General features: G+C 66.4%; 26 protein-coding genes. 18 read left to right on the top strand and 8 right to left on the bottom strand.

Annotated features, from left to right (window positions below; translation table 11 throughout):
* The first annotated feature begins 497 nt into the window (after nt 1-497).
* From E1261_RS02225 to E1261_RS02215, 3 genes are all read left to right on the top strand, one after another.
* Nucleotides 498-1781, top strand: a complete 1284-nt coding sequence (locus E1261_RS02225; protein WP_238175958.1) for a lipid II:glycine glycyltransferase FemX — start codon at nt 498-500, stop codon at nt 1779-1781.
* A complete protein-coding gene (gene murJ / locus E1261_RS02220; protein ID WP_132400947.1) occupies nt 1778-3415 on the top strand; it encodes a murein biosynthesis integral membrane protein MurJ in 1638 nt (545 codons plus the stop codon). Before E1261_RS02225 ends, murJ begins: the two co-directional genes overlap by 4 nt.
* Before the next feature lie 299 nt (nt 3416-3714).
* Nucleotides 3715-4458 carry a M28 family metallopeptidase gene (locus E1261_RS02215; protein ID WP_238175957.1) on the top strand — a complete coding sequence of 248 codons (744 nt, stop codon included), beginning with the start codon at nt 3715-3717 and terminating at the stop codon, nt 4456-4458.
* Between the two features lie 17 nt (nt 4459-4475).
* Here E1261_RS02215 and E1261_RS02210 read toward each other — a convergent pair whose 3' ends face one another.
* On the bottom strand, nt 4476-4772 hold the full coding sequence (locus E1261_RS02210; protein WP_132400941.1) for a metal-sensitive transcriptional regulator: 297 nt from the start codon (nt 4770-4772) through the stop codon (nt 4476-4478).
* A gap of 239 nt (nt 4773-5011) precedes the next feature.
* Here E1261_RS02210 and E1261_RS02205 point away from each other — a divergent pair, with 239 nt between their 5' ends.
* The 6 genes from E1261_RS02205 to E1261_RS02180 all read left to right on the top strand — a co-directional run bounded on the left by E1261_RS02205 (nt 5012) and on the right by E1261_RS02180 (nt 10906).
* The gene (locus E1261_RS02205) at nt 5012-7150 is read left to right on the top strand and encodes a heavy metal translocating P-type ATPase (protein WP_132400938.1); all 2139 of its coding nucleotides are present in this window, start codon (nt 5012-5014) and stop codon (nt 7148-7150) included.
* A gap of 37 nt (nt 7151-7187) precedes the next feature.
* The gene (locus E1261_RS02200; protein WP_132400935.1) at nt 7188-7457 is read left to right on the top strand and encodes a heavy-metal-associated domain-containing protein; all 270 of its coding nucleotides are present in this window, start codon (nt 7188-7190) and stop codon (nt 7455-7457) included.
* An 86-nt stretch (nt 7458-7543) separates the two neighbouring features.
* Nucleotides 7544-8329, top strand: coding sequence for an alpha/beta fold hydrolase (locus E1261_RS02195; RefSeq protein WP_132400932.1), 786 nt, complete (start codon nt 7544-7546; stop codon nt 8327-8329).
* A 548-nt stretch (nt 8330-8877) separates the two neighbouring features.
* Entirely contained in the window at nt 8878-9903 is a 1026-nt protein-coding gene (locus E1261_RS02190; RefSeq protein ID WP_238175956.1) for an urease accessory protein UreH domain-containing protein, read from the top strand.
* Between the two features lie 5 nt (nt 9904-9908).
* Entirely contained in the window at nt 9909-10127 is a 219-nt protein-coding gene (locus E1261_RS02185) for a heavy-metal-associated domain-containing protein (protein ID WP_165952321.1), read from the top strand.
* 140 nt (nt 10128-10267) lie between these two features.
* Nucleotides 10268-10906 carry a VOC family protein gene (locus E1261_RS02180; protein ID WP_132400927.1) on the top strand — a complete coding sequence of 213 codons (639 nt, stop codon included), beginning with the start codon at nt 10268-10270 and terminating at the stop codon, nt 10904-10906.
* A gap of 6 nt (nt 10907-10912) precedes the next feature.
* On the opposite strand, the gene E1261_RS02175 is transcribed toward E1261_RS02180, so the two are convergent.
* Entirely contained in the window at nt 10913-11494 is a 582-nt protein-coding gene (locus E1261_RS02175) for a TetR/AcrR family transcriptional regulator (RefSeq protein WP_238175955.1), read from the bottom strand.
* Between the two features lie 54 nt (nt 11495-11548).
* Between E1261_RS02175 and E1261_RS02170 the strand changes: the two genes are divergently transcribed.
* Nucleotides 11549-12985 (top strand): MFS transporter, encoded by a 1437-nt coding sequence (locus E1261_RS02170; RefSeq protein WP_238175954.1) that lies wholly within the window; start codon nt 11549-11551, stop codon nt 12983-12985.
* Nucleotide 12986: 1 nt separating this feature from the next.
* Nucleotides 12987-14171, top strand: coding sequence for an MFS transporter (locus E1261_RS02165; protein WP_132400924.1), 1185 nt, complete (start codon nt 12987-12989; stop codon nt 14169-14171).
* A gap of 38 nt (nt 14172-14209) precedes the next feature.
* Here E1261_RS02165 and E1261_RS02160 read toward each other — a convergent pair whose 3' ends face one another.
* Nucleotides 14210-14797, bottom strand: a complete 588-nt coding sequence (locus E1261_RS02160) for a TetR/AcrR family transcriptional regulator (protein WP_132400921.1) — start codon at nt 14795-14797, stop codon at nt 14210-14212.
* 167 nt (nt 14798-14964) lie between these two features.
* Here E1261_RS02160 and E1261_RS45055 point away from each other — a divergent pair, with 167 nt between their 5' ends.
* The 3 genes from E1261_RS45055 to E1261_RS02150 all read left to right on the top strand — a co-directional run bounded on the left by E1261_RS45055 (nt 14965) and on the right by E1261_RS02150 (nt 16139).
* A complete protein-coding gene (locus tag E1261_RS45055; protein ID WP_165952317.1) occupies nt 14965-15135 on the top strand; it encodes a hypothetical protein in 171 nt (56 codons plus the stop codon).
* Nucleotides 15136-15137: 2 nt separating this feature from the next.
* Complete coding sequence (locus E1261_RS02155; protein ID WP_132400918.1) at nt 15138-15674, top strand: DUF2269 domain-containing protein; 537 nt, start codon at nt 15138-15140, stop codon at nt 15672-15674.
* Nucleotides 15675-15737: 63 nt separating this feature from the next.
* Nucleotides 15738-16139: a four-helix bundle copper-binding protein gene (locus E1261_RS02150; RefSeq protein ID WP_132400915.1), complete on the top strand. Its 402-nt coding sequence runs from the start codon at nt 15738-15740 to the stop codon at nt 16137-16139.
* Between the two features lie 43 nt (nt 16140-16182).
* Here E1261_RS02150 and E1261_RS02145 read toward each other — a convergent pair whose 3' ends face one another.
* The gene (locus E1261_RS02145) at nt 16183-17121 is read right to left on the bottom strand and encodes a M56 family metallopeptidase (RefSeq protein ID WP_132400912.1); all 939 of its coding nucleotides are present in this window, start codon (nt 17119-17121) and stop codon (nt 16183-16185) included.
* Complete coding sequence (locus E1261_RS02140; protein ID WP_132400909.1) at nt 17118-17501, bottom strand: BlaI/MecI/CopY family transcriptional regulator; 384 nt, start codon at nt 17499-17501, stop codon at nt 17118-17120. Before E1261_RS02140 ends, E1261_RS02145 begins: the two co-directional genes overlap by 4 nt.
* Nucleotides 17502-17790: 289 nt before the next feature.
* Between E1261_RS02140 and E1261_RS02135 the strand changes: the two genes are divergently transcribed.
* Both E1261_RS02135 and E1261_RS02130 read left to right on the top strand, forming a co-directional pair.
* The gene (locus E1261_RS02135) at nt 17791-18471 is read left to right on the top strand and encodes a hypothetical protein (RefSeq protein WP_132400906.1); all 681 of its coding nucleotides are present in this window, start codon (nt 17791-17793) and stop codon (nt 18469-18471) included.
* The gene (locus tag E1261_RS02130) at nt 18459-18941 is read left to right on the top strand and encodes a hypothetical protein (RefSeq protein ID WP_132400903.1); all 483 of its coding nucleotides are present in this window, start codon (nt 18459-18461) and stop codon (nt 18939-18941) included. Before E1261_RS02135 ends, E1261_RS02130 begins: the two co-directional genes overlap by 13 nt.
* Before the next feature lie 7 nt (nt 18942-18948).
* Here E1261_RS02130 and E1261_RS02125 read toward each other — a convergent pair whose 3' ends face one another.
* Genes E1261_RS02125 through E1261_RS02115 form a run of 3 tightly spaced genes read right to left on the bottom strand, consistent with a single transcriptional unit; the run spans nt 18949 to nt 21393 of the window.
* Entirely contained in the window at nt 18949-20082 is a 1134-nt protein-coding gene (locus E1261_RS02125; RefSeq protein ID WP_132400900.1) for an FAD-dependent monooxygenase, read from the bottom strand.
* 49 nt (nt 20083-20131) lie between these two features.
* Nucleotides 20132-20557: a hypothetical protein gene (locus tag E1261_RS02120; RefSeq protein WP_132400897.1), complete on the bottom strand. Its 426-nt coding sequence runs from the start codon at nt 20555-20557 to the stop codon at nt 20132-20134.
* Nucleotides 20554-21393, bottom strand: a complete 840-nt coding sequence (locus tag E1261_RS02115) for an alpha/beta fold hydrolase (protein ID WP_165952320.1) — start codon at nt 21391-21393, stop codon at nt 20554-20556. Before E1261_RS02115 ends, E1261_RS02120 begins: the two co-directional genes overlap by 4 nt.
* 103 nt (nt 21394-21496) lie before the next feature.
* Here E1261_RS02115 and E1261_RS02110 point away from each other — a divergent pair, with 103 nt between their 5' ends.
* Both E1261_RS02110 and E1261_RS02105 read left to right on the top strand, forming a co-directional pair.
* Nucleotides 21497-22942: an MFS transporter gene (locus E1261_RS02110; RefSeq protein ID WP_238175953.1), complete on the top strand. Its 1446-nt coding sequence runs from the start codon at nt 21497-21499 to the stop codon at nt 22940-22942.
* 32 nt (nt 22943-22974) lie between these two features.
* Entirely contained in the window at nt 22975-23580 is a 606-nt protein-coding gene (locus tag E1261_RS02105; RefSeq protein WP_132400891.1) for a TetR/AcrR family transcriptional regulator, read from the top strand.
* Nucleotides 23581-24124 lie beyond the last annotated feature (544 nt).

The following is a 24124-nucleotide window of genomic DNA, read 5'->3' as shown; positions in this document are numbered from 1 at the left end:
TCCAGCTCGGTTGGCTCTTCCCTGCATGGCTGTACCTCGACGCTCGAATCAGTGCCGGACGTCCTTCGTGCCAAGCACGGCGAGGATCGGCCCACCGTCGGGAGCAAGTTCGGCGCGCCTGCAGCCGGCGATATGTCGGGCAGCGCCGCGAGCCACGAACCCCATCCGATGCCTGGCGCCTGCTTGGCTTTCTTGATCGCGATGGCCTTCGGGCTTCTGCTCACCCTTGTCCTGCGAGCTCTGCCATCACGAAGGTGGATCCTGCCTCCGCTCCTCGCCTTCCCTGCAGTCTGGGCGAGAATCGCATGCCCCCAGCCAGCCCGACGGCTGGCCCTCTCGTCACGACTGTTGCTGTAGGCCGACCAATGGATTCCGCTCCCCTTCCCGGAAGCGGCCCGGTTGTGTGGCAGTTGCTTTGTTCCTGAGACGCCTCGAAGGCCCCAGGTAGACCTGCCGACGCAGTAGATCGACGCAGCCCGGGCTTCTCCGATCCATTGGTGGCCGACTCACCGGCGGCAAGCGACGCGTCTGAGCGACGTCGAGCAAAGCCCTGGGAGTGGTCACGCCTGAAGCCTTCAAGGAGTACTCCCATGACTGGCCAAATCTCGCGCCATCCGTCATCGCCGCATTCTTCGCCGCAGCCGCGGCCGCAGCAGGATCCGTTCGAGGTCCTCACCATCACCCCCGAGTTGCACGCCGACTACATCCAGACTCTGCCGAGTGCCAGCTTCCTCCAGTGCCCGTCATGGGCGCAGGTGAAGGCCGGCTGGGAATCCGAAACGATCGGCTGGACCGATCGAACCGGAACGATCGTGGGGTCGGCTCTCGTGCTTTACCGAACCATTCGAGCGACTGGACACCGATTCGCCTACCTGCCCGAAGGCCCCCTGATCGACTGGAGCGATGGCGACCTTTCCCGGTGGCTCGATCCACTGGTCTCGCATCTTCGCGAACGGCGAGCCTTCGCGGTCCGGATAGGACCGGCAGTCGACCTGCACCGATGGAACGCGCCGACCCTCAAGTCGGCACTGCGTCATGATGAGGTCCTCGACCTTGGCGATGTCGCGCCAGATGAGGTGAACGACAACGGGGTTGCGGCCGCAGAGCAGTTGCGGTCCCTCGGATGGCGCAGCAGCGGCCGGCTGACCCGCGCCTCCGTGCAGCCGGCACTCATCTTCGAACTTCCCCTGGCGAACCGTTCGCTCGACGACATCTGGAGAGGATTCAACAAGCAGTGGCGCCACAGCATCAGGAAAGCCGAGCGCGAGGGGGTCGCGGTTTCCCTCGGGGACGGTCAAGACCTGCCGGCTTTCTACACGCTTCTCAAGGTCACCCAGGAACGCGATGGCTTCGACCTGGGCAGGTCACTTGGCTACTACCAACGACAGTACGACGCGCTCAGCGCTGAGCATCCAGAAAGGATGGCGCTGTACCTGGCGCGCCACAGCGGCGAGACACTGGCCGCACACACGATGAACATTGTCGGGGACCGCGCCTGGTACCACCTGGGGGCGTCAGCCAGCCACCGCCGGCAACTGTGCCCGAGCCACGCCGTGCAGTGGCAGATGATCCGAGATGCCCACCGCGCGGGTTGTGCCACGTACGACATGCGAGGGTTCAACACCACCCTGGACACAACGGACCGTCGCAGCGGGCTCCTCCGATGGAAGGTCGGCACTGGCGGTCGAGCTGTCGAACTGCTCGGCGAGTGGGACTACCCACTCAATCGTTCCCTGTACCACGCCTTCAACCTCTATCTGGCGTCCCGGCGGCTTGTATGACGACGACCGACGGCCCGCCGCTGCTGCGCTCGAGCGCGATCATGGCGGCAGGAACGATCGTCTCCAGGATCACCGGCTTCGCGCGGAACGCGGCTCTCGTCGCGGCGCTCGGAACAGCGCTGCTCGCGGACGCCTACAACGTGGCCAACACCCTGCCGACCATTCTCTACATCCTGCTTCTGGGCGGCGCACTCAACGCGGTCTTCGTCCCGCAACTCACCGCCGCGGCCCGGCGGGATCCCGACGGCGGCGCTGAGTTCGCCAACCGGCTGCTGAACGCAGCCCTGCTCTTCCTGTTGACGATCACCGTCACCTCGTGGCTGCTGGCTCCCCAGATCGTCGACCTCTACTCGGACTTCACCGGCGCTCAGCGAACCCTCACCATCACCTTCGCCCGCTTCTTTCTGCCGCAGATCTTCTTCTACGGACTGTTCACGATGCTCGGGCAACTGCTCAACGTCCGCGGCCGGTTCGGGCCGATGATGTGGGCCCCGGTCGTGAACAACCTCGTGGTCATCGTCACCGTGTGCATCTATCTCGTGGTTGCGAGCGACAGCAACACCGCCGCGGAACTCGGAACCCTGGAAATCCGGCTTCTGGGTGCAGGGACCACGGCAGGCGTCATCGTGCAGGCTGTGATCTTGATACCCGCGCTCCGCGCGACCGGCTTCAGATGGCAGCCTCGGGTGCGTTGGCGCGACAAGGACATCCAACGGATCGCGGAGTTGGCCGTCTGGACCGTGCTGGTCGTCATCGTCAACCAGATCGGGTACTGGGTCGTCACGCTGCTCTCCACGAACGTCTCCGTGGGGGCCGACCGGCAAGGTATCCCGTACGGCGTCGGCTACACCGCCTACAGCAACGCGCACCTGCTCTGGCTCATCCCTCAGGGGGTTGTCACCGTGTCGATGCTGACCGCATTGATGCCCAGATTGAGCGGTGCAGCCGCCGACCACGACTTCGCGGCGGTCCGCGCTGATGTGGCGTACGTCGTACGTATCAGCGCCACCGTGATCGTGCCGACGGCCCTGCTGTTCCTCGCTCTCGGTCCCCAGATCGCAACGGCGGCGTTTCTGCGAGGCAACGTAGCCCTCCAGGACACTCTGGCGATCGGGTACATGCTGATGGCGTTCGCGCTCGGGCTGATCCCGTTCTCGGCGCAGTACGTTCTGGTGAGGGTGTTCTATGCGTTCCACGACACGAAGACGCCCCTGGCGATCGCGGTCGTGACGACATGTGTTCACGGCTGGCTGTCGATCGGCGCCTTCATGACGCTGCCGGCTCGCTGGGCCGTCACTGGCATGGCCGCCGGCTACGGGATCGCCAACGCCGTTGGACTGGCGGTCACCGCCCGGAAACTGCACGCACGGATCGGTGACTTCGGAGCCGGCGATGCCGTGCGTCACCATGCGCGGCTCCTACTCGCGAGCATCGTGCCCGCCGCCGCGGCGTACGCCATCGGCCGGGTAACTGCGGCCCTGGTCGGCTATGGCGCCTCGGCGTCACTGATGGCGGTCGTCGCTGGGTCGATCGGGTTCCTGGTCCTGTTTGCCATCTCGGCTCGCGTCCTGCACATCGGCGATATCGCCATGCTCACCGAAACGGCGCGACGACGTGTCCGGCGCCTGATCTGAACGCCCTGTCCCGTCGCTCGCCGGTCACTGAAAAGGATGTGCACACAATGTCTCTTCGCCGGTCGACGTCCGCGCTCGCCGCCACACTGGCGCTGGCAATCGGAACGTCCTGCGCCGATTCCGCGACGCAACCTTCCCCCGGACGGCCGACCACGCCCACACCGATCGACGAGACGGTTTCGTCGGCACCACCGTCACCGCGAACACCGATGCCGTCGCCTGTGACGCGCCGGCCGACTCCGTCTGCACTCACCCCACCGACAGCAGATCTGGTGGCGATGGCCGCGACAATCAAAGCCTTGACCCGGATCGGACCGCGGGAGGCAACCTCCACGGCCTACGCAACAGCGGCCGACTACACAGAAGCCCGGCTTCGGGCACTCGGTTACCAGGTACGCCGTCAATCGGTGCCGGTGCCGGCCGGTACATGGCAGTCGTTCCGGCTTCGCGCCGGCACGACGACGAACCTCGTTGCCGCGCTCCCCACCCTCTCCTCCACTCAGCCTCGCCTTCTGGTCGGTGCACATCTGGACACCGTTCCGGACTCACCAGGTGCGAACGACAACGCCTCTGGTGTCGCGGCTCTGCTCGAACTCGCTCGGCTGGCGGCAGCATCCCGGTCGCAACCAGCCATCGTGTTCATCGTCTTCGGCGGCGAAGAACCACGTCGTCCCCGTGGCAGCCACTTCGGATCCAAGGCCTACGCCGCAACCCTCGACGACACTGCCCGCAGGACATATCGCGGCATGATCTCGCTCGATGCCGTCGGCACCGGGTCGATCTTGCCGGTCTGCCGGGGCCGCCGGCTCTCCGATCGGTTCAGCGCGGCTGTCGTGCGGCGGGCCAAGGAAGTCGCGGTGTCTGTCACCGAATGCACAAGCCGCGCCAGCGACCACCTGTCGTTCGAGGACGTGGACCTGCCGGCCGTGGTAATCGGCGGCCGGCCCTACAGCCAGTACCACACGATCCGGGACCGGCCCTCCGTGCTCAGGCTCGAGACGATCGCCGCCGCGGTACGGCTGACCTGGGCGGTCATGAGGTGAACCGGCTCGCCCCAGCGCTAGGAGCGGACGAGGCGGGCAATCGCTTCGGAGGCTTCCTTGAGCTTGCGGTCCGCCTCTGGGCCGCCGGCAGCCGCCGCGTCGACGACGCAATGCGCCAGATGATCGTCCAGCAGCCCGAGCGCCACGGATTCCAGCGCCTTCGTCATGGCCGAGATCTGGGTGAGGATGTCGATGCAGTACTGCTCGTCATCGACCATCCGTTGCAGGCCGCGAGCCTGGCCCTCGATCCGCTTCAGCCGACGCTGATATGCCTCTTTGTCGCCGATGTAACCGTGCTGCGCTTGCTGCGCCATTCCCACCACTTCCTCCCTGACCTCGCCGCGCACACTACCGCCAATCCGCTACGGCGGGATTCCGCCGGGCGATCGTACCCCCCTAGGGTATCTGCTAATGTCCCTGGAAGCCCGCAGCGCACTTGCGGCACGGAGCGACACGCCAATCCGGAATACCCCTATGGGGTATATTGTTCAGAGGTGGTGGCAGCGACTTGGCAACTGCTGTCACACCGACGCGGACACTGAGAGGACACATCATGGTGAAGGCCACTCCATCCGGCCAGGATCACCAGCACCCTGGCGATGAACACCATCACGACGCGCACACGGCGACGACCGGGCCCACCGCCGTCGACCACGGTGGGTCTGGTCAGCACACAGATCACGGCGCCCACGGCGGGCATGACAAGCACGCCGGTCATGACCCGGAGATGTTCCGGCAGAAGTTCTGGTTGAGCCTGCTGCTGACGCTGCCGATCGTGGCGACCAGCCACATGGTGATGGGCTGGTTCGGCTACACGTTGGACTTCCCCGGCATGAGCTGGGTCGGGCCGGTACTGGGCACGTTCGTCTTCTTCTACGGTGGCTGGCCGTTCCTGGTCGGCGGCGTCCGCGAGGCCCGCGACCGGGCCCCGGGCATGATGCTGCTGATCTCGATGGCGATCACCGTCGCGTACGTCGCCTCGCTCGCCACCAGTCTCGGTGTATTCGACCTGGACTTCTGGTGGGAACTGGCCGCACTCGTCACGATCATGCTGCTGGGTCACTGGCAGGAGATGAAGGCGATCGGCCAGGCCCAAGGAGCGCTCGCGGCGTTGGCCGCGTTGCTGCCCGATGACGCCGACCGGGTCACCGGCGACGGCGTCGAGACCGTCTCGGTCTCCGACCTGCGTGTCGGCGACGTCGTCCTGGTGAGGTCTGGCGCCCGGGTCCCGGCCGACGGCGAGATCGTGGACGGAGCCGCAGAGCTCGACGAATCGATGATCACCGGCGAGTCCCGGCCGGTCGCCAAGTCGACCGGCGATCGGGTGGTCGCGGGTACGGTCGCGACCGATTCCGCGATCCGGGTCCGGGTCGACGCGGTCGGCGAGGACACCGCCCTGGCGGGAATCCAGCGGCTCGTCTCCGAGGCACAGCAGTCCAGCGGACGCGCCCAGGTCCTGGCCGACCGGTTCGCCGCGATGCTGTTCTACATTGCCACCGCCGCAGCGCTGATCACCTTCGTCGCCTGGTGGGCCTTCGGCGACCTCGACGAGTCCGTCGTACGGACCGTCACCGTCCTGGTCATCGCCTGCCCGCACGCCCTCGGGCTGGCCATTCCGCTGGTGATCGCATTGTCCACCGCGGTCGCCGCGAAGGCGGGCATCCTGGTCAAGGACCGGATGGCACTGGAGCGGATGCGCACCGTCAACGCGGTTCTGTTCGACAAGACCGGAACCCTGACGAAGGGTGAGCACGTCGTCTCCGGCGTCGCCGGCGACAGCATCGACGAGCAGGAAGTACTGCGCATCGCCGGTGCCGTCGAAGCCGACAGCGAGCACCCACTGGCGCGCGCGATCGTCACGGCTGCCGACCAGCGCGGCGGACGTGCCAAGGCGAGCGAGTTCAAGTCGCTCACCGGTCGAGGCGTTCAGGCCACGGTCGAAGGTGCGACTTACGCGGTTGGCGGGCCCGCGCTGCTGCGTGAGTTGGATGCAACGGTGCCGAGCGGCCTGCGGGACAAGGCCGAGGAATGGTCTGGACGCGGAGCCGCGGTGCTTTATCTGCTGCGGGTCGAGGGCTCCACGTCGGTGGCGACGGGCGCGGTCGCGCTGGAGGACGAAGTACGGCCTGAAGCTCGCGAGGCCGTCGAGCAGCTCCGCGCGATCGGCGTCAGCAAGATCGTCATGATCACCGGCGATGCCGAGCCGGTCGCCCGGGCTGTTGCGGCGGATCTCGGTTTCCGCGAGGGCATTGATGAGGTCTTCGCCGAAGTACTGCCCGCCGACAAGGACAAAGCGGTCATCGAACTACAGGCCCGCGGCCTGACGGTGGCGATGGTCGGCGACGGCGTCAACGACGCACCCGCGCTGGCTCGTGCCGATGTCGGGATCGCGATCGGTGCCGGCACGGACGTTGCCATCGAATCGGCCGGCGTCGTGCTGGCTTCATCCGATCCGCGCGGCGTCACCGGCATCATCCGGCTGTCGAAGGCGTCGTACCGCAAGATGATCCAGAACCTCGCCTGGGCCGCCGGCTACAACGTCGTCGCCATCCCGCTCGCCGCCGGCGTGCTGGCCTGGGCCGGTATCACGCTCAGCCCTGCCATCGGCGCAGTACTGATGTCGGCCTCGACCATCGTCGTCGCCGCCAATGCCCAGCTCCTGCGCCGGGTCCGGCTGACACCGGACCGCTGACCCACTCCCCGACCGATGGATTCAGGAAAGGAACACAATGTGCACCGACTGCAACTGCGGCACCGTCGACATCGAGGCCGCACCACCGAGCGTTCATGACACCGCCGCGACCTACAACGTCGTCGGCATGACCTGCGGTGGCTGCGCCGGCCGGGTCAGCACCAGCATCGGCAAGCTCGACGGAGTCACCTCCGTCGACGTCGACGTCGCCACCGGCACGGTCGCAGTCCACAGCAGCACCCCGCTGGCCGACGACCAGGTCCGCGCCGCCATCGAGGACGCCGGCTACCAACTGGCCCACGCCTGAACCGCACTACCTGCTCCGGCTCGGCTCGCGCACCGCGCAGCCGGGCCGGGGCGCACCCCGATCACCTGCGTCAGCGAGGAGACGAGATGCCCACCGACAGCTACTTCGACCGCGACGGCGCAACGATCGCCTACCAGTACTTCGGGACCGGGTTGACCCTTGCCTACGCGCACGGAGTGCCCTTGAGTCGCGACGCCGTGAGGCGTCTCGAGCTGCTCGACCTCGATGCCTTGGGTGAGGGCAGGCGCCTGCTCACCTACGATGCCCGCGGCCACGGCGAATCCACCGGCCGACCGATCGCCGCCGACTACACCTTCAACAACTTCGGCCGAGACCTGCTGGCACTGGTCGACGCGATCGGCATCGACGAGCCGATCGACTTCGCTGGATCGTCGCTGGGAGCAGACACCGCCCTGCGCGCCACGATCGCCCAACCGGATCTGTTCCGGCGGCTAGTGCTCATGATCCCGCCCGCCGCCTGGGACGACGCGCCACTCGCTCAGCACGTCTACTCCGACATCGCCGGCACGATCGAGTCACAAGGCCCCGCAGTTTGGCGAGAGCAATGGGCCGCCGCGGACCCGTTACCTATTTTCGCCGACTACCCCAAGTTCGAACTTACGCCGGCTGTTGACGACGAACTGCTCGCGAGCGTCTTCACAGGCATCAGCCGATCCGACCTTCCCGCGCAAGACATGGTCGCAACAATCACGCAGCCGACCCTGATCCTGGCGTGGGACACCGACCCGCTCCACCCCGTGTCCACTGCTCACAAGCTTCACGATCTGCTGCCCAACGCCGAACTTCACGTCTCCACCAGCGCCGACGACGTGAGGACCTGGACGAGGCGCATCACCGGATTCCTCGCTTGACCGCCTCAGATCGAAGGGACCAGTTGGGGCCGATGCATCCGGCTGATCTACGATCTGGGGCATGTCGGCGGCGGCGAGGGTATCGGCTCAGACTCGCTGGGCGATCACGGCCTGTCTGCTGACTCTGGCCTGCTTTGCGGGTATCGGCTGGTCGCCCTCGCACCAAGAGTCCTCGGCGCCCATGGCAACAATGGCTGTGATGGAACAGCACGGCGAACCGGCGACGGATCTCCCCGATCATCACGGCCAGGAGACCACCGGCCACTGCATGGACACGCGCCAGCAGTGCCACCCGGCCACACCGGACAGCGGGTCTGCGTCTGCCCCGCTCGGGGATGTCTCCGTCAACGCGACTTTCGCCAGGCCATTGGCCGCCACGTGTCCTGTGTGTGTTGACCAATCGGCGGCTAGACCGCCCGACATCCATCAGCTCTGTGTGAATCGGACCTAGCAGGTGACTCAGCATCCCTCGTGGGTGCTGTCTCGCCTGCCTCGTTCGATATCTCCGCGGCTACCAGGTCCCGCGGCACACAGAAGGATCCTGCTTGATGGCTAGTTCCATGACCTTGTTCCTCACTGGCCTCACCACCGGTCTCCTCGCCGGTGGCGCCTCCTGCGCCGCGGTACAAGGAGGTCTGCTCGCCAGTGCTGTCACGCGCCGCCACGACGCACTGTCCGACGAGAACCACCGGCACGTCGGCCCGTTCGCTCCCGTAGGCGCCTTCCTCGGCGCGAAGCTCATCTCCCATAGCCTGCTGGGCGCAGCACTCGGCATCGTGGGAGCTGCGATCCAGCCGAGTCCTCACCTCCAGGCATTGCTACTGATAGCGGCAGCCGTACTGATGGTGCTGTTCGCGCTAGACCTGCTCGGAGTCGCCGCCGTACGCCGCCTCGTCCCGCATCCCCCAGCAGCATGGGGCAAGCGCGTCCGCAGATCCGCAAAGTCCAGCAGCGCCACCGCCCCTGCAATCCTGGGTTTCCTCACCATCCTCATCCCCTGCGGCGTCACCTTGAGCATGGAGCTCGTCGCTATCACCTCCGGTTCACCAGTTGCCGGCGCGGCCGTCATGGCCGGATTCGTCCTGGGCACCGGGCCGCTCTTCGCCGTCATCGGCGTTGTACTGCGCTCGGCCACTCGCCTCTGGCAGGGCAGGCTCAGCATCGCCACCGGCGTCGTCATCCTCGCGGTAGCGCTCTGGACTGTCACCTCCGGTATCCGGCTCGGCGGCTGGTGGCCAGATGGATCTACCTCTGCGGCGGCGAGCGCAGTACCGGCAGACGCTGTCCGGTCCGCGCCCGACGGCCGACAGCTCGTCACCATCCAGGCCCGCAGCGACGGATACCAGCCCGAAATCGTCACAGCCAAGGCCGGGATCCCCACCACCCTGGTTGTCGCTACCAACAGGACCGGCGGCTGCGTGCGATCGTTCGTCGTCCCCGACCTGGACAAGCAACTCGTCCTGGAGCCGACCGGCGAAGCCACCATCGACCTCGGCACCCCGAAGCCCGGGACCCTCAGCTACAGCTGCGGGATGGGCATGTACGGCGGCCGCGTCGTCTTCCAGGGAGCGTGACCGTGATGGCTGAACTGATTTTCGAAGTCACCGGAATGCACTGCTCCAGCTGCGGACTCCTCGTCGACGACGCCGTCGAGGACGTCCCCGGCGTCACCTCATCCACCACCGACGTCCGAGCCGGCCGCACGACCGTCGAGGTCGACTCGGCGGGTATCGATCCATCCGCCATCCACGATGCGATCACGAGCACCGGCTACACCGCCCGCCGCCTCACCGATTAGCCCGAAGGTCTTGGTCGCAGGAGCCGTTCCAGATCCTCGCGGTCAGCATCGGCGAGGACGGGATCACGGAGCTCGCAGTTTCTGCAGTCGGGGCGGCTTGTTATTGAAAATCGATTCCAATAGCAAGTAGCCTCGAGATCATGGAGATCGATCATGTCGTCTTGGCCGCGCGCAGCCGGGAAGCAGCGGAGGGGGTACTCGAGCGGGCCGGGCTGGCAGTTGCCCGAAGCCGGACCATTCCAGGACTTGGTCTGTCGAACCTGGTGGTGCCGCTGCGGCACGGCCAATTGCTGGAGATCCACTACCCGAATGGCGACGCACCGGCGGCCGGCGCCCCACCGCTCCTCGCGTTCGATCAGGAGGCGCTGGACGCACATCCGGCGGACGAGCTGATACCGATGGCCTGGTTGGTGGTGATCGAGGAAGAGCAGCGACTGCGCGAGCTTGCAGCGATCCACGAGATGTCCGTGTTCGATGCGCCCGCCGAGGGTCCGGGCTTTCCGCCGTACATCCTGGCCGGTTTCGGTGCGAACTTCGAGCGGCGCTTCCTGCCGTGCCTCATCCATTGGCCACAAGGACAGCCGATTCTCACCGCCGCGCACCGGCGCGACCCGGTCGGCATCACTCGCATCGATGTGGCCGGCCCAGCCGGCCAGATTGAAGACTGGTGCGGGGGACCCCCCAGCGGTCTGCATGCGCTGCCGGGGACGGCGGGACCGCGGCGAGTCGAAGTCGCCTTCACGGACGGCCCACCTCATACGTTCGGCCTGACCGACTAGGCGCCGCTAGGCGCCAGTCGACACGATGGCCTCGAGTGCCGGTCCAAGGATCCGCTCCACATCGGTACGGTCGGCTGCAGCCAGGACTGGATCTTCCAGGAGGTAGCGGGCGATCGTCACACCGAGCGTGCAGGCATTCAGGACGGCGGCGCGAAGCTCGGCGTCGTCACCACCGATCGTCGCGGCCACTGCGGCCTGCGTCGGCGCCATCACCTGATCACGCAGCACGGCGCCAGCCGCAGGATGGGTCAGGCAGCTGCGCAGTAACGCCTCCGCGCCTCCGCGCCGCTCGGCATCTTCGAAGTCGGCGAACAGATGCGCAGCTGCCGCCCGCGCCAGCTCGCTGGTGGTCGCGCCGGTCAGCGCCTCCAGGCCCACACCGGCGGAGGCAGCCGCCGAGAACAGCGCCTCCTTGTTCCCGAACAACTGCATCACCAGCGCGGGATCGATTCCCGCCTCAGCGGCGACGCCGCGGATGCTGGTCCGCTCGTAGCCCAGCTCGCCGAACTGGCGGCGCGCCGCCGTCACGATCGCTTCTTCCGTACGACGGCGCCGGTCGGCGCGCGAGATCCGTTCGTCCTCCACCACACGTTCACTCTACACGCGTTGACCGAACACCTGCCTTCGCTCTACGCTCGTTGAGTGAACAAGCGAGGAGTGGATGCGGTGGCGAGCGCGGCAGCGCCGGGCCGGATCGGTGCACGCGCGGCGGTGGCGCTGGGTGTGCTGGCGGGTAGTCAGCTGCTGATCGTGGTGGACGCGACGATCGTCAACGTGGCGTTAGGCCCTATTCGTGACGGACTGGGGTTCACCGACGCGCAACTGCAGTGGGTGATCACCGCCTACACGCTGGCCTTCGGTGGGCTGCTGCTTGTCGGCGGCAGAGTCGCGGACCGGTTCGGGCACCGCCGGATGTTCCTGCTCGGCGCGCTGGCGTTCGGTTTCGCGTCGCTGGCTGGTGGGGCTGCCGGAGACGGACTGGTCCTGGTCGGTGCGCGGGCTGTTCAAGGCGCCGGCGCGGCGATGATGGCACCGGCGGCGATGGCCCTGGTGATGGATGTGTTCGCGCCGGGTCGCGGCCGGGTGCTGGCATTCGGTATCTGGGCCGGCGTGACGGCCGGCGGCACAGCCCTGGGCTCTGTGCTGGGTGGGGTAGTGACCGAGGCGTTGTCGTGGCGCTGGGTGCTATGGATCAACGTTCCGATCGTCGCTGTCGTCGTGACGCTCGGCCTCTTGGTACTGCCCCGGTCCAGCGGAGCGCGCACATCGCGGATCGACGTGGCTGGCGCGACCATGGCCACCGCAGGTCTGATCCTCTTGGTCTACGGCCTGACCAGCGCTGCCGACCATGGGTGGGCGACCGAGACCTTGCTGGTCCTGTTCGCTGCGGTCCTGCTTCTTGCGACCTTCGTGATCTTGCAGGCCACTCGCCGAGCGCCGCTCGTGCCCGCCAGCATCCTCCGCAGCCGAACCGTCGTCGTTGCCGACTGCGTGGGGCTGATCCTGGGTGTCGCGATCTACGCGCTGTTCTTCTTCGTCAGCCTGTTCCTGTCCACCGTTCAGGGCAGGGATCCGGTCTACGTCGGGCTGGCGTTCGTCCCGATGACTGTCGCGATCGCTGTCGCTGCGCGGATCTCCGGAGCGCTGGCCGACCGGGTGAGGCCAGGTCACTTGTCTGCGGCCGGAGCAGCGCTGGTGGCGCTCGGGCTGCTAGCGCTCGTCAGGATCGATCCGGCGTCCAGCTACGCGACGACCCTGCTGCCCGGTCTGGTCGTTGCCGGCCTCGGGCTGGGGCTGACGTTCGTCCCGCTGACCACGGCCGCGATGTCCAGTGCCGGACCCGCCGACTCCGGTATCGCCTCCGCGCTGTTCAACGCCGCCCAACAGATCGGAGGAGCATTAGGTCTGGCGGTCCTGACCACCATCAGCGCCGCAGCAGCCACTGGCCCTACATCCCCTGAGTCGACCACCAACGGCTGGGGCTTGGCGCTGCTCGTTGCTGCCGCCTTGACCGGCGTGGCGGCGGCCCTGGCAGCCGTGCTGATCAAGCCGATCGCGCAGCCGACCGACGGGCAATGACGTGCTGGCCAGCTACCGCAGCGCCCTGGCCATCCCCGGTGTCGCCCGCGTGGTCGCGGCCGTTCTGGTCTGCTATCTGCTGGCTGGGATGGTGAATCTATCCCTGCTCACCAGCACCATGCACAGCACCGGCAGCTACAGCATCGCTGGCGCCGTCGTTGGCGCCTACTCCGTCGCGGTCGCCCTCACCGCACCCGTCTGGGGCCGCGCCGTCGACCACCGCGGCCCTCTGTGGACACTCGGTGTCGCGAGCGCCGCACAGTCCACCGCATTCGCCGGCTACATCACTGCCACACTTGTCGACGCTCCCGCATTTGTCCTCATCGCGACCGCCGCAGCTGCCGGATCTTGCACGCCGCCTGCGTCGGCAATCGCGAAGAAGGTCTTCGCGATGTACGACGACCCGGCCAGCCGCCGGGCGCTTTTCTCCATCTCGGGACTGTTCGCCGAGATGGTCTTCGTCGTCGGTCCACTGATCGTCGGAGGCGTGGTCGCCGTCACCCGGCCGATCCTTGCTGTAGCGGTCACGGCCGTCGTCGCGCTGGCCGGTTTCTGGTGGCTTCGCGCGGCGCCGGCCGTCCGGTCCCTGGAGGCGATCAATCGCGACAGCCTTCGAGCCGAGCGTGCCCGCCGTACCACCCTGGACAGTCGGCAGCTGCACGTGCTGGCCGTCGTGGTCCTTGGCGCAGTCGCCATTGGAGCGCTACAGGTCAGTGTCGTTGCCCACGCCGCTCACCTCAGCATCAATCCGGGGCCATTCATTGCGGCCATAGCCTGCGGCGGAGTACTTGCCAGCTTCACCTACGGCGGCCTGGCCCTGCCCCGATCGCTGCCAGCACAACTCTCCATCGCGCTCGCGCTGTACGGCGTTCTCATCGTTGCCATCGGCACCGGTCCCGGCGTCGCGATCTCCATCGCATTGCTGTTCCTGGCCGGCGCAGCGACCGGACCAGCAGACGCCATCGAAGCGCTCCTCATCGCCAACCACACGCCTCCCCAAGCACAATCCCAGGCCTTCGCCGCCTTGACGACAGCCAACTGGCTCGGCTTCGCCGCCGGCAGCGCGGGCGCCGGAGCCGCCATAGACCGCGGACCCCTCTGGATCGGAACCGGCATCGCCGCCACCGCGACCATCATCGCGTCCCTCTCCCTTGCCATGCCCCGCTGGAGAAGTCGACTGCAGTAAAGACCCTGCTCGACTGCGAATCCAGCGGCGGGCAGCAGTTACGTAGCGCTGTCAGACAGACCCAGCCCGGCCAGCGTGATCGAGACGAGCCGATCCACCGCCTCCTCTGTGGGGAGACCGCCGGCGGCGGCCAGCGCATGCAGGCAATAGCTGGCAAGCTCATCGGCTGGGACGTCGTCTCGCAGCTCACCAGTAGCAGCAGCTTCGACCAGCAGTTCCCCGAACAGCGCGGTCAGTTGCTGCTCGGCACGGGCAACGTGTTCACCCCTGTGCAGCAGGGCCCCGAGTTCTTCAGTGCCATGTCGCCCGCGGTGATAGCAGATGAGTGCATAGCGCTCGAGAACCGCCTTGAGCCGCTGGCCTGCCGCGCCAGGCTGCTCGCGAAGCACTGTGAGTTCTCCGAGATGAGCAGCAACATGGCGTTCGTGTTGAGCGGCCAGAATCGCTTCGACGTCCGGGAAGTACTTGTACAACGTTGCGCGGCCGATACCGGCCTTCGCCGCGATCTGCGTCATCGTCACAGACATCAGCCCGCGCTCGGTCACCAGCGCCCAACCGGCCTCCAAGATCGCGTCCCGGACGGTACGGCGATGCGCATCGATCGTCTCGCTCCACAGCTTCGGCACCCTTGAAGCATACAGGACGACTCATGAGTGACAGTATGATTCTATACAGACATACTGTCTCGCAAAATTGGAGCAATCTGATGGCCGAACCGACCCAGCACCCCGATCCCGGCGGCGCCGCTTCTCGCCCTCGACCTGCCGCCGGACCACCGAGGGCGCCGCGCTGGGTGAAGATTTCGGCGATCGTGGTGGCCATCCTGATCCTTGCGGCCATCGCGTTGAAGCTCAGCGGCGCAGGAGACGGCCACGGCCCCGGACGACACACAGGCACCGCGCCGTTCGGCGTCACGGCGATCCACTCAGCTACGGATGGGCACGCCGGCCCGGCCGAGCGGTGACCATGTCCCCGAGGCTACGGAAGGTCGTACTGACAGCTCACGTAGCCACGTCGGTCGGCTGGCTAGGCTCAGTGGTCGCGTACCTCGCACTGGATGTCACCGCTGCGACAAGCCAGGACGTCGATGCCGTTCGCGGCGCCTACTCGGCGATGGCGTTGGTGGCGATGTATGTCGTCGTACCGCTCGCGCTTGCGTCGGTGGTCATCGGGATCGTCAACGCGCTCGGTACGCCGTGGGGTCTGATCCGGCACTACTGGGTGCTGGCAAAGCTCCTGTTGACCCTGATCGCCACGGCGGTGTTGCTGATCGAGACCCAGACCGTGCGCTACCTCGGTGAGACAGCGGCATCCGCGGCCGATCCCCGTCAGCTCCCCGGCACGCTCCCGCACTCCATCGGCGGTTTGACGATGCTCCTGGTCATCCTGATCTTGTCGGTCTTCAAACCTCAGGGCCTGACCCGCTACGAATGGCGGCGGCAAGACCGGCAGTCGCGCAGTCGGCGCACTGGAGCCAGTCTCCGGCGCGACAGTGTCGGCTGACGAATACCACCTTTCCGCCGGGGGTACCGAACGTTTGCCACCAACTCGAGAGGCGCAGGAGCCATGTCCGTACAGGAAATGATCGAGTCCTACCCAGCACAGATCAACCTCGACCGGAATCTCCTCGCCGATGCGGTCGAAGCCCTTCTCGAATGCGCCCAAGCCTGTACGGCGTGCGCGGATGCGTGCCTCTCGGAGCAGGAGGTGGATCCGCTACGCAAGTGCATCCGTACCGACCTCGACTGCGCCGATATCTGCGAGACCACGGCCCGCGTAGTGTCACGCCACACCGCATACGACGCCGTCGTCACCCGAGCTCTGCTCCAGACCTGCATCCAGGCCTGTACGGCGTGCGGCGACCAGTGCCGGCATCACGCCGAGATGCACGAGCATTGCCGGATCTGCAGCGAGGCGTGCCAGCGCTGCAGCGACGCATGCCAGTCACTCCTGTCCTCAATCAACTGACCTCGGTTGCACCCTGAGTCGCTCTCAGATGGTCGCGGACGTGTCAGCAGTAATTCACACTGACGACGATGAGGGCTGTAGCGACTGCGATTGCGAGCGGCGCACCAACTATCGCGAATACCACTCCCCCGGCGGCGCCGTACGAAACCGGCGTCATGCGACTGCGGTTCACCGACAGACGCTGCAATCGCCGTTCGGTCCGTCCTCCCCGAGCCGCCAAGGCGGCCGCCGGAGGTACCTGGTCGACGAGGGCAAGCAGTGCGCGGGCCAGCGTCGATGGCCCGTACTGCCGGCAGGCGTGATCATCAGCAGCCATCTCGACCAGGTCACGCACCTGCTCATCACCCCTGACAAACAAGGGCACGGCGCTGAATGCGTTCACCAGACCCTTGCTGATAGCAACGAGTAGGTGATGACGACCGCGCAGGTGCGCGTGCTCGTGAGCCAGAACTGCGGCGAGCTGGCCGGCCTCGAGGGTACTCAAAGCCGCGCTGCTGACCACTACGCAGCCACGCCGCCCTGGGAGGCAGTAGACGGTGGCAGTCGGATGATCGACCACCAGTACGCCGAGGTGGTGATCACGGTGCGCAAGTAACCCAAGCAACTGGAGTTGCCGTCGCTGCTGCCGCCGGGCGCCTCGGGCGGCAGTGACGACTCCCCCAACGACCCGTCCGGCAACAAGGGCGAATGCAAGAACTGCCAGGGTGGTGATGACAACGTCCCCGGGAGTGGCGAAAGCCGTTCCCCATTCATCGAGGCAAACGCGCAGCGCGCCATCAGGATCTGTTCTCGCCACATGCAGCCGCGTTGCCGCGGCGAAACCGCCCAGCATCACCGCGGCGACCACCGACCCCATAGCAGACAACCAGGCGAGAACTCCTAGCTGTGGCGCTCGGCCAGGCCAGGAGGCACGCTCCAAGGCTGCGGCTCCGACGGTGGACATGGCAACGGCGTAGCCGAACAAGGCGAGAGCGATCGTCACGGCTCTCTCCCGGCCGTGCGGTCGTCGGGGCCACCGTCATCGAGGAGATTGCGGAGTCGGTCGACTTCTTCTGCCGGCATCTGCTCAACGAACCGCAGCAGAGCGGCGGTTGAGTCACCGCTGGCGGAGAGGGCTTCGCCCATCAGCTCCGCGGCGTACTCCGCGCGACTTCTGGTCGGCCAGTAGCGGTGTGCCCGGCCTTCGAGCTCACGATCCAGAAATCCTTTGCGGTGCAGGTTGTCCATCACCGTCATGACCGTTGTGTAGGCGAGGGGGCGAGCGGTCTGCAAGTCATCGAGGACCGCCCTGACGGTAGCCGGAGCACTTTTGCCCCACAGCAGATCCATCACGGCTGCTTCCAGATCACCGAATCCACGCATGCGGCATTGTCTCCTGATTGCCCGCGCCGGCTCTGCTACCGGCGACCGTGGGCATCGAGGGTCCATTCTCAACGATGCGGCGTAGTAGACGCCAACTTCGCCCGCATCGCCTGGCACGGACGCGCCAATGGCAGCATCCCGCCGCAGACGAGGGCATCCCTTCGCCGGCACCGCCGACATTTAGGGAGAACCTTTGCTCTGCGCTCTGTTCTACTATGCTCGCTAGTAGTAGCTTCCTGGACACTCTCGCACCGCCCATCGCGAGAACCGTCCAAAGGAGAACCGCTCAATGAAACTCCTTCGCATCCTCACCATCCCTGCCGCGGCGCTACTCGCCGTCACGGCCGCCGCGGCTACGCTCCCCGCGCAGGCCAGCCACTCCTGGGGTAGCTACCACTGGTCGCGCAGCGGCCAGGTCACCGCGCCACTGATCTCCAGCGTGACCTCGGACTGGTCCGGCAACCTCACCGTCGCCAAGAACGACTGGAACTCCAGCCCCTACATCCAAAGCGGAGTCGTCGCCGGCAGCACATCCAGCAGCACGCGCAGCTCCTGCCCGATGGCCACCGGCCAGATCCGCGTCTGCAACTACACCTACGGAAACAACGGCTGGGCCGGCCTGGCATCGATCAATCTGTCCGGCGGTCACATCAGCCGAGGCAGCGTAAAGCTCAACGACACCTACGAGTCCGGCGCCCCAGCGGCCGAGCGGCAGGGCGTGATGTGCCAGGAAGTCGGCCACACCTACGGCCTGGCGCACCAGGACGAGAACTTCAACAATCCCAACCTCGGCACCTGCATGGACTACACCAACAACTGGGGCACCAACCAGCACCCCAACAGCCACGACTTCAACCAGCTGGCCTCGATCTACTCCCACTCCGACAAGGCCGCCGCGGCGTCCGGCACAAAGGGCGTCACCACGATCAAGACCGGCAGCACCGTCACCATGATCACTTGGGCGAAGTGAACCGTCTCGCCCTGGTGGTTTCCGCCGCAGCCGTCCTCCTCACGGGCGGCTGCGGCGGGCCGCCTTCTTCGCCCTCCACTGGCGCCAGCGAGCCGGTCACGTCGACAGCTCTGCCCACTGCGGCATCGGCGGCTGTCGGCGGAAGTACCATCACGGTCGCACAGGAAGGGCAGTCGCCCCCTAACACCTTGTGGTACTTGAGGATCGAGGACACGGCCGCCAAACCGGTACTGGAGCAGGCCTACCCTGGTCAGCCGATCTCCGTCACCCGGACTTTGCCGCCAGGTGCCTATCGCGTGGTTGTCTGGCACCGTCCTTGTACTGGCAGGTGCCCGACGGTGGGCGAGGACGGCCTCGGGCCGCTCGGCCAGGTCTGCGGCGCGAAGCTCGATCTGACGCCGGGAGCAAAGCTGCAGGCAACGGCTCAGATCAAAGCCGATGGCGGCTGTGCGATCAAGGCCGCGCGCTGAGACGAGGTTAGGCGTGCCAACTCAGCATCGACTTCAACGAGCGGAGGAGGACGGCAGGCGGCAGCACGCCGAGCAGGGCGTTCCTCAAGAGCGCCAGCGGTGGCGATGACCACTGCGCGACAGAACCGAACAAGGCTGACTGACGCGCTATTGCCTGCGTGCGAGCGCGTCTGCGGCGGTCGTACGCAAGCAAGGCGGTTGCGACGTCTGCGATGTCATCGAGAACTTCGGCGAGCTCGACAGAGTCTTCGAGCGCGGTCCCGCCGCCCTGACCGAAGTCCGGCGTCATGGCATGGGCGGCGTCACCGACCAGCACGGTGCGGCCGACGGCATAGCGATCCAACGGCGGGAGTCGATAGATGTCGTGACGCAGGATCTCCGCGTTTCTGACGCTTTCGAGCATGGCTGGGATCGGCTGATGCCAGCGCCCGAATCGCCGCTGCAACTCGGCGTGGTCGTCGGCGTGACGGTGATCGGGCGGCACGGATGCCGTCAGGTAGGAGTAGATGGAGCCATCGCTGAGTGGAAAGATCCCGACCCGTTCTCCTCGGCCCCAGCTTTCGCTGGCCTCGACCTGGATCCGCAGGGGCGGAGTCATCAGTCGCCAGGTGGTGTAGCCGGCATAGACCGGTGGTTTGGCGGTCGGCCAGAGCTGTGCCCGAACCGTACTGCGGATGCCGTCCGCGCCGACGATGACGTCGCCGATGTGCTCACCTCGAGAGTGCACAACGGCCATCTGCCCACCGAGAGGTCTGACCTGGTGGACCTCTGCATCCAGTACGACGCTCTCGGCCGGGAGCGCGCTCCTCAAGATGTCGAGAAGATCAGGCCGGCGGATCATCAGCGTGTCGCCATAGCGCTCACGGATTGCGGCGATGTCGGACCGGAACAACCACCGGCCGGTGGAGTCCCTGAATCCCGCGGCAGCCTCGATCCCACCCAGGTCGCGGACCTGATCGCCCACCCCGAGCAGATCCAGCGCTCGGACCGAGTTCGGCCACAGCGAGATCCCGGCTCCTACTTCGCGCAACTCGGCGGCCCGTTCGAGGACGCTGATCTCCCAGCCACGCCGATGCAGAGCGATTCCAGCAGCTAGACCGCCAATCCCCGCCCCGACGATGACAGCTCGTCTCTTACTCAACCTTCACTCCTCTCCTTCGGTGGTTCCTCGCCGAACAGGACAGCGACTGCTACCTGCGGCGTTCCGACCAGCGGTGCAGGGCGATGCCGGCCACCACCACCCAACTGGCAGTCGTGGTGACGAACGAGGCGGTGACCGCCGCACGGTAGGGCTTCGCCTGCTCGATCGAAGGCCGGATGGCGACCGGCGCGAAGGCCAATGCGTTGGTCCAGCAGCCGATGGCCAGGGGCACGGAGACAGCACGCGGCAGACGCGGCAGGGCAAGACCGGTGGCCGTGACGACTCCGCCCATGATGATGAGGTCGAGGTGAAGCTGACGGATGCGGCCCGGCGCTTGCACGCCGGTCTTCGCCAGGAGTTCCGGCTTGTAGACGGCTGCTGCGTAAGGGAATCCGGTCAACGCGCCGACTGCGATCTGCGCCAGTCCGGATACCACCAGGCCATTGACTGCAGGTGCTTCGCGGCGCGAGCTCATAGGTCCTCCATGGGTGAGTCGAGGAAGGCTTTCAGGAGGGGGTAGGTCTGCGCGGGGCAGTCGTCGTGTAGCGAGTGACCTGCGCCGGAGAGTATTCGCGTTCGGGCACCAGGGAGCCGGTGAGCAAACCGATCAAGAAGTCTTACAGGGAAGTACCGGTCGCGATCTCCCCAGAGGATCAGTACTGGGCATCCGATCAGGCCGAGATCCCGTTCCGTGTCGCGCCATCGCACACCGCGCTCGACGCGCAGCATGTCTCGTCGCAGTGAGGGCTCGTGCCGAAGAGCAGTAGCCGCGGAACGAAGTACCTCGTCGGACGGCATCCGATCAGGCCGAGCAAAGGACTTGCGCAGCATGTGCCGCAGCGAGGCAACCGAGGTGAAGCGGGCGGCCAACTCACCGAAGACCGGCAGCCTGAGCAGGCGGAACTCCCAGACATCAGGCACATCAAGCCCTGCCGGCGCCAGCAGTATCAACCGACCGGCCAGCTCAGGCCGCAACTCAGCAAGCCGCAACGCGAAGCCGCCACCCCATGAATGACCCACGATTGCTACCGACGACAGGCCAACGGCATCCAGGAAGTCCGCGATAGAACTAGCAACCGCATCCGCGTCGTACCCATAGTCCGAGTCAAGAACCCGAGTGCCACCCTGACCGGGCGGGTCCACCGCATACACCGCATGACTGGCGGCAAGCTCAGCCACCAACGCGTCGAAGGTCAGCTGCCATCCACCGGCACCGGGCAACAGCACCACCGGCGGCCCGCTACCCGCCCGGACATAGCTGAACCGGACCTGAGCCGTCGAAACCACCGCGGCCGCGAGACCTTCACCCATGAGAACGGATCTCCCCAACTCGTCATCACTAGCCATACCCGGGTACAGTATTTAAACTATACATTCGTGTTCACTTTCTATCACGCAGGAGGAGAGCCAAGACATGACGCACCAACCACACCAGCAGGCACATCCGGTCGCCAATCGCTCTGATCCGCGCCGGTGGATCACGCTGACACTGCTGGCGTTCGCCCAATTCATGCTGATCGTCGACATCACCGTCGTACAGGTCGCTCTGCCGAGCATCGGCGACGATCTCGGCCTGGGCCGCGAATCCCTGACCTGGGTGGTAACCACCTACACCCTCGTCTTCGGCGGCCTGATGATCCTCGGTGGACGCCTTGCCGACGTGTTCGGCGCGCGTCGCACTCTGCTCACCGGACTCGGCATCTTCACGCTGGCATCACTGGCAGCCGGATTGGCCACCAACGCAGGCCTGTTGATCGGAGGCAGGGCAGCGCAAGGCATCGGTGCCGCACTGCTGTCCCCCGCGGCGTTGTCCATCATCACCACCAGATTCCACGGGAAGGACCGAACTCGGGCACTCGGGGTGTGGGCAGCGATCGGAGGCACCGGCGCCGCGATCGGCGTACTGCTCGGCGGCCTGCTGACAGCAGGCCCAGGCTGGCAATGGGTGTTCATCATCAACGTGCCCATCGGCGTCCTGGTTCTGGCGCTCATCCCCCGGCTCGTGGCACCAGACGCGGACAGAGAGCGCCAGAGCGTCGACGTACCTGGCGCCATGCTGGTCACCGCGGCAACCGCAGTGCTGATCTACGGCCTCGTCCACGCAGGCGAGGCAGGCTGGACCTCAGCCGGGACCTTGGCCGCCCTCGCCGGCGCCGCGATCGGATACGGCATGTTCGTCCTGGTCGAGACACGAGTTGCGGTTCCGCTGATGCGCATTCAGACACTGATCCGCCGCCCTGTTCTATCCGGTACCTTTCTCATGCTGGTGGCGACAGGGCTGCTCCTTGGCTTGTTCTTCCTCACCTCGCTCTACTTCCAGCATCTGCTCAGGTTCAGCCCTCTCAAGACAGGGCTGCTGTTCCTCCCTGTTGCGCTCGCCATCACCATCGGCGCTCAAGTAGCCGCGCACCTGATCAGCCGTGTTGGTGGCCGGGTCATCGCTGTCGCCAGCTTTTTGATGGTGGCAGCCGGAGCCGCGTTGTTGACGCAGGTCTCCCCGGGAGACAGCGTCACCACGTCGGTCCTGCCGGGCTTCCTGCTGGCTGCGATCGGCATCGGTCCGGTCTTTGTCACGGCGACCACCACCACGCTGGCCAATGTGCCTACGCCGGAAGCCGGCGTCGCCTCAGGTGTGGTCAACACCTTCCACGAGCTAGGTGGGAGCATCGGGGTTGCCGTTGTCTCGACGATTGCCGCGGCGAGCCTGTCCACACCCGACAGCGCGTCAGGTGGTGTCGAAGGCTTCGCCGACGCATATCTCGCCTGCGCTATCGCTGCGGGTGCAGCGGCGCTGGTGGCGCTCGTCCTGGTGCCGGGCGGAAAGCCTACGGCCGTTGTCGGCCACGGGCACGGTCACTGAACCGAATACGAGCAGTCCGTACGCTTCCTACCATGGCCCCCGACCAACCACGCCGACGCGCGGACGCCGAGCGAAACACCGAAACGATTCTCGCCGCCGCCCGGGGATTCCTCGCCCAAGGAACACTCCCTTCGATGAGCGAGGTTTCCACCGCCTCGGGGGTTGGCCGGGTCACGCTGTACAAGCACTTTGCGACCCGCGAAGTACTGCTCGAGGCCGTCGTACGCCGCGCGATCGCCGATACCGATGACGCCCTCTCCGAACTCAGCCTCGACACGGGCCCAGTCGAGGACGCCCTCAAGCGACTGGTGCGAACCTCGTGGCCGATCCTTGACCGCCACCGCAAAGTCCGAACCGTCGCCCTCACAGCGATCGGGCACGAGGCACTCCGCGCCCACCACGATCCCGCATTCCGCCACGTCGACCAACTGATCGCTCGCGGACAAGACACCGGAGCTTTCCGCAGCGATCTCTCTCGCGCCTGGCTCACCGCCGTGTTCTACGCCATCCTGCACGCCGCAGCAGACGAGGTCGACGCCGGCCGACTGACCTCAGACGCAGCCGCCGACTCGCTGATACAAACCCTCCTGGCCACCCTGCGCCCAGCGCGCCAGAGGCCCACGCCGAAGTCGAGCTAGCCACGGCTCGGCCACCGACAACAACCCTCGGGGTCATCGTCGGTTGCTGATTGCCGAATGGCTCCGGTGCGTCCGTTGCCGCTGTCTTGGGCGGTCGACGTAGGCGCGGTACGTCCGCCTCGCACCCGGTGAGCGTCAGCAGAGGGCAACCGAGATCCATAACCGCCACGGTGTGAGCAGTATTCAGCGGTGCCCGGTGACTGTGCCGGAACGCGTCATGCGATGCATGGCCGCTCAGCGTCCACGTCCAGCGCGGGTCTTCCTTCCCGCGGATTCGACACTATGAGATCCCTTCGTGAGGCGAGAACGTCGTTCCTCGGTCTCCATCCGGAGCCTGACGCACGGAGGTCCCACGATGGACCACCAGCTGCCCCTGCACAGGCCGACGACGGCGAGGTTCTTCTCATCCCGGGGGCTCGCATCCGATGGCGAGCGAGACGCGCTCGCGCGCGCCGGTCAGGGCAAACTCTGCTCCGCACACCGGCTCGCTGCACTTTCCGTACTTTTGGCCCGTACCTGGCAGCTACCGGGCACGAAGAAAGCC

The organism is Kribbella albertanoniae (genome assembly GCF_004348455.1).
In the GTDB taxonomy this organism is placed as follows: domain Bacteria; phylum Actinomycetota; class Actinomycetes; order Propionibacteriales; family Kribbellaceae; genus Kribbella; species Kribbella albertanoniae.
The sequence above is the reverse complement of the archived record's forward strand: the minus strand, read 5'-3'. Positions and strand labels throughout refer to the sequence as shown.

Coding starts and splice junctions, on each gene's coding strand:
- murJ (WP_132400947.1), top strand. CDS start 1,778: ATGACGACGACCGACGGCCCGCCGCTGCTGCGCTCGAGCGCGATCATG.
- E1261_RS02210 (WP_132400941.1), bottom strand. CDS start 4,772: ATGGCGCAGCAAGCGCAGCACGGTTACATCGGCGACAAAGAGGCATAT.
- E1261_RS02205 (WP_132400938.1), top strand. CDS start 5,012: ATGGTGAAGGCCACTCCATCCGGCCAGGATCACCAGCACCCTGGCGAT.
- E1261_RS02200 (WP_132400935.1), top strand. CDS start 7,188: ATGTGCACCGACTGCAACTGCGGCACCGTCGACATCGAGGCCGCACCA.
- E1261_RS02195 (WP_132400932.1), top strand. CDS start 7,544: ATGCCCACCGACAGCTACTTCGACCGCGACGGCGCAACGATCGCCTAC.
- E1261_RS02190 (WP_238175956.1), top strand. CDS start 8,878: ATGGCTAGTTCCATGACCTTGTTCCTCACTGGCCTCACCACCGGTCTC.
- E1261_RS02185 (WP_165952321.1), top strand. CDS start 9,909: ATGGCTGAACTGATTTTCGAAGTCACCGGAATGCACTGCTCCAGCTGC.
- E1261_RS02180 (WP_132400927.1), top strand. CDS start 10,268: ATGGAGATCGATCATGTCGTCTTGGCCGCGCGCAGCCGGGAAGCAGCG.
- E1261_RS02155 (WP_132400918.1), top strand. CDS start 15,138: ATGTCCCCGAGGCTACGGAAGGTCGTACTGACAGCTCACGTAGCCACG.
- E1261_RS02150 (WP_132400915.1), top strand. CDS start 15,738: ATGTCCGTACAGGAAATGATCGAGTCCTACCCAGCACAGATCAACCTC.
- E1261_RS02140 (WP_132400909.1), bottom strand. CDS start 17,501: ATGCGTGGATTCGGTGATCTGGAAGCAGCCGTGATGGATCTGCTGTGG.
- E1261_RS02135 (WP_132400906.1), top strand. CDS start 17,791: ATGAAACTCCTTCGCATCCTCACCATCCCTGCCGCGGCGCTACTCGCC.
- E1261_RS02120 (WP_132400897.1), bottom strand. CDS start 20,557: ATGAGCTCGCGCCGCGAAGCACCTGCAGTCAATGGCCTGGTGGTATCC.
- E1261_RS02115 (WP_165952320.1), bottom strand. CDS start 21,393: ATGGGTGAAGGTCTCGCGGCCGCGGTGGTTTCGACGGCTCAGGTCCGG.
- E1261_RS02110 (WP_238175953.1), top strand. CDS start 21,497: ATGACGCACCAACCACACCAGCAGGCACATCCGGTCGCCAATCGCTCT.
- E1261_RS02105 (WP_132400891.1), top strand. CDS start 22,975: ATGGCCCCCGACCAACCACGCCGACGCGCGGACGCCGAGCGAAACACC.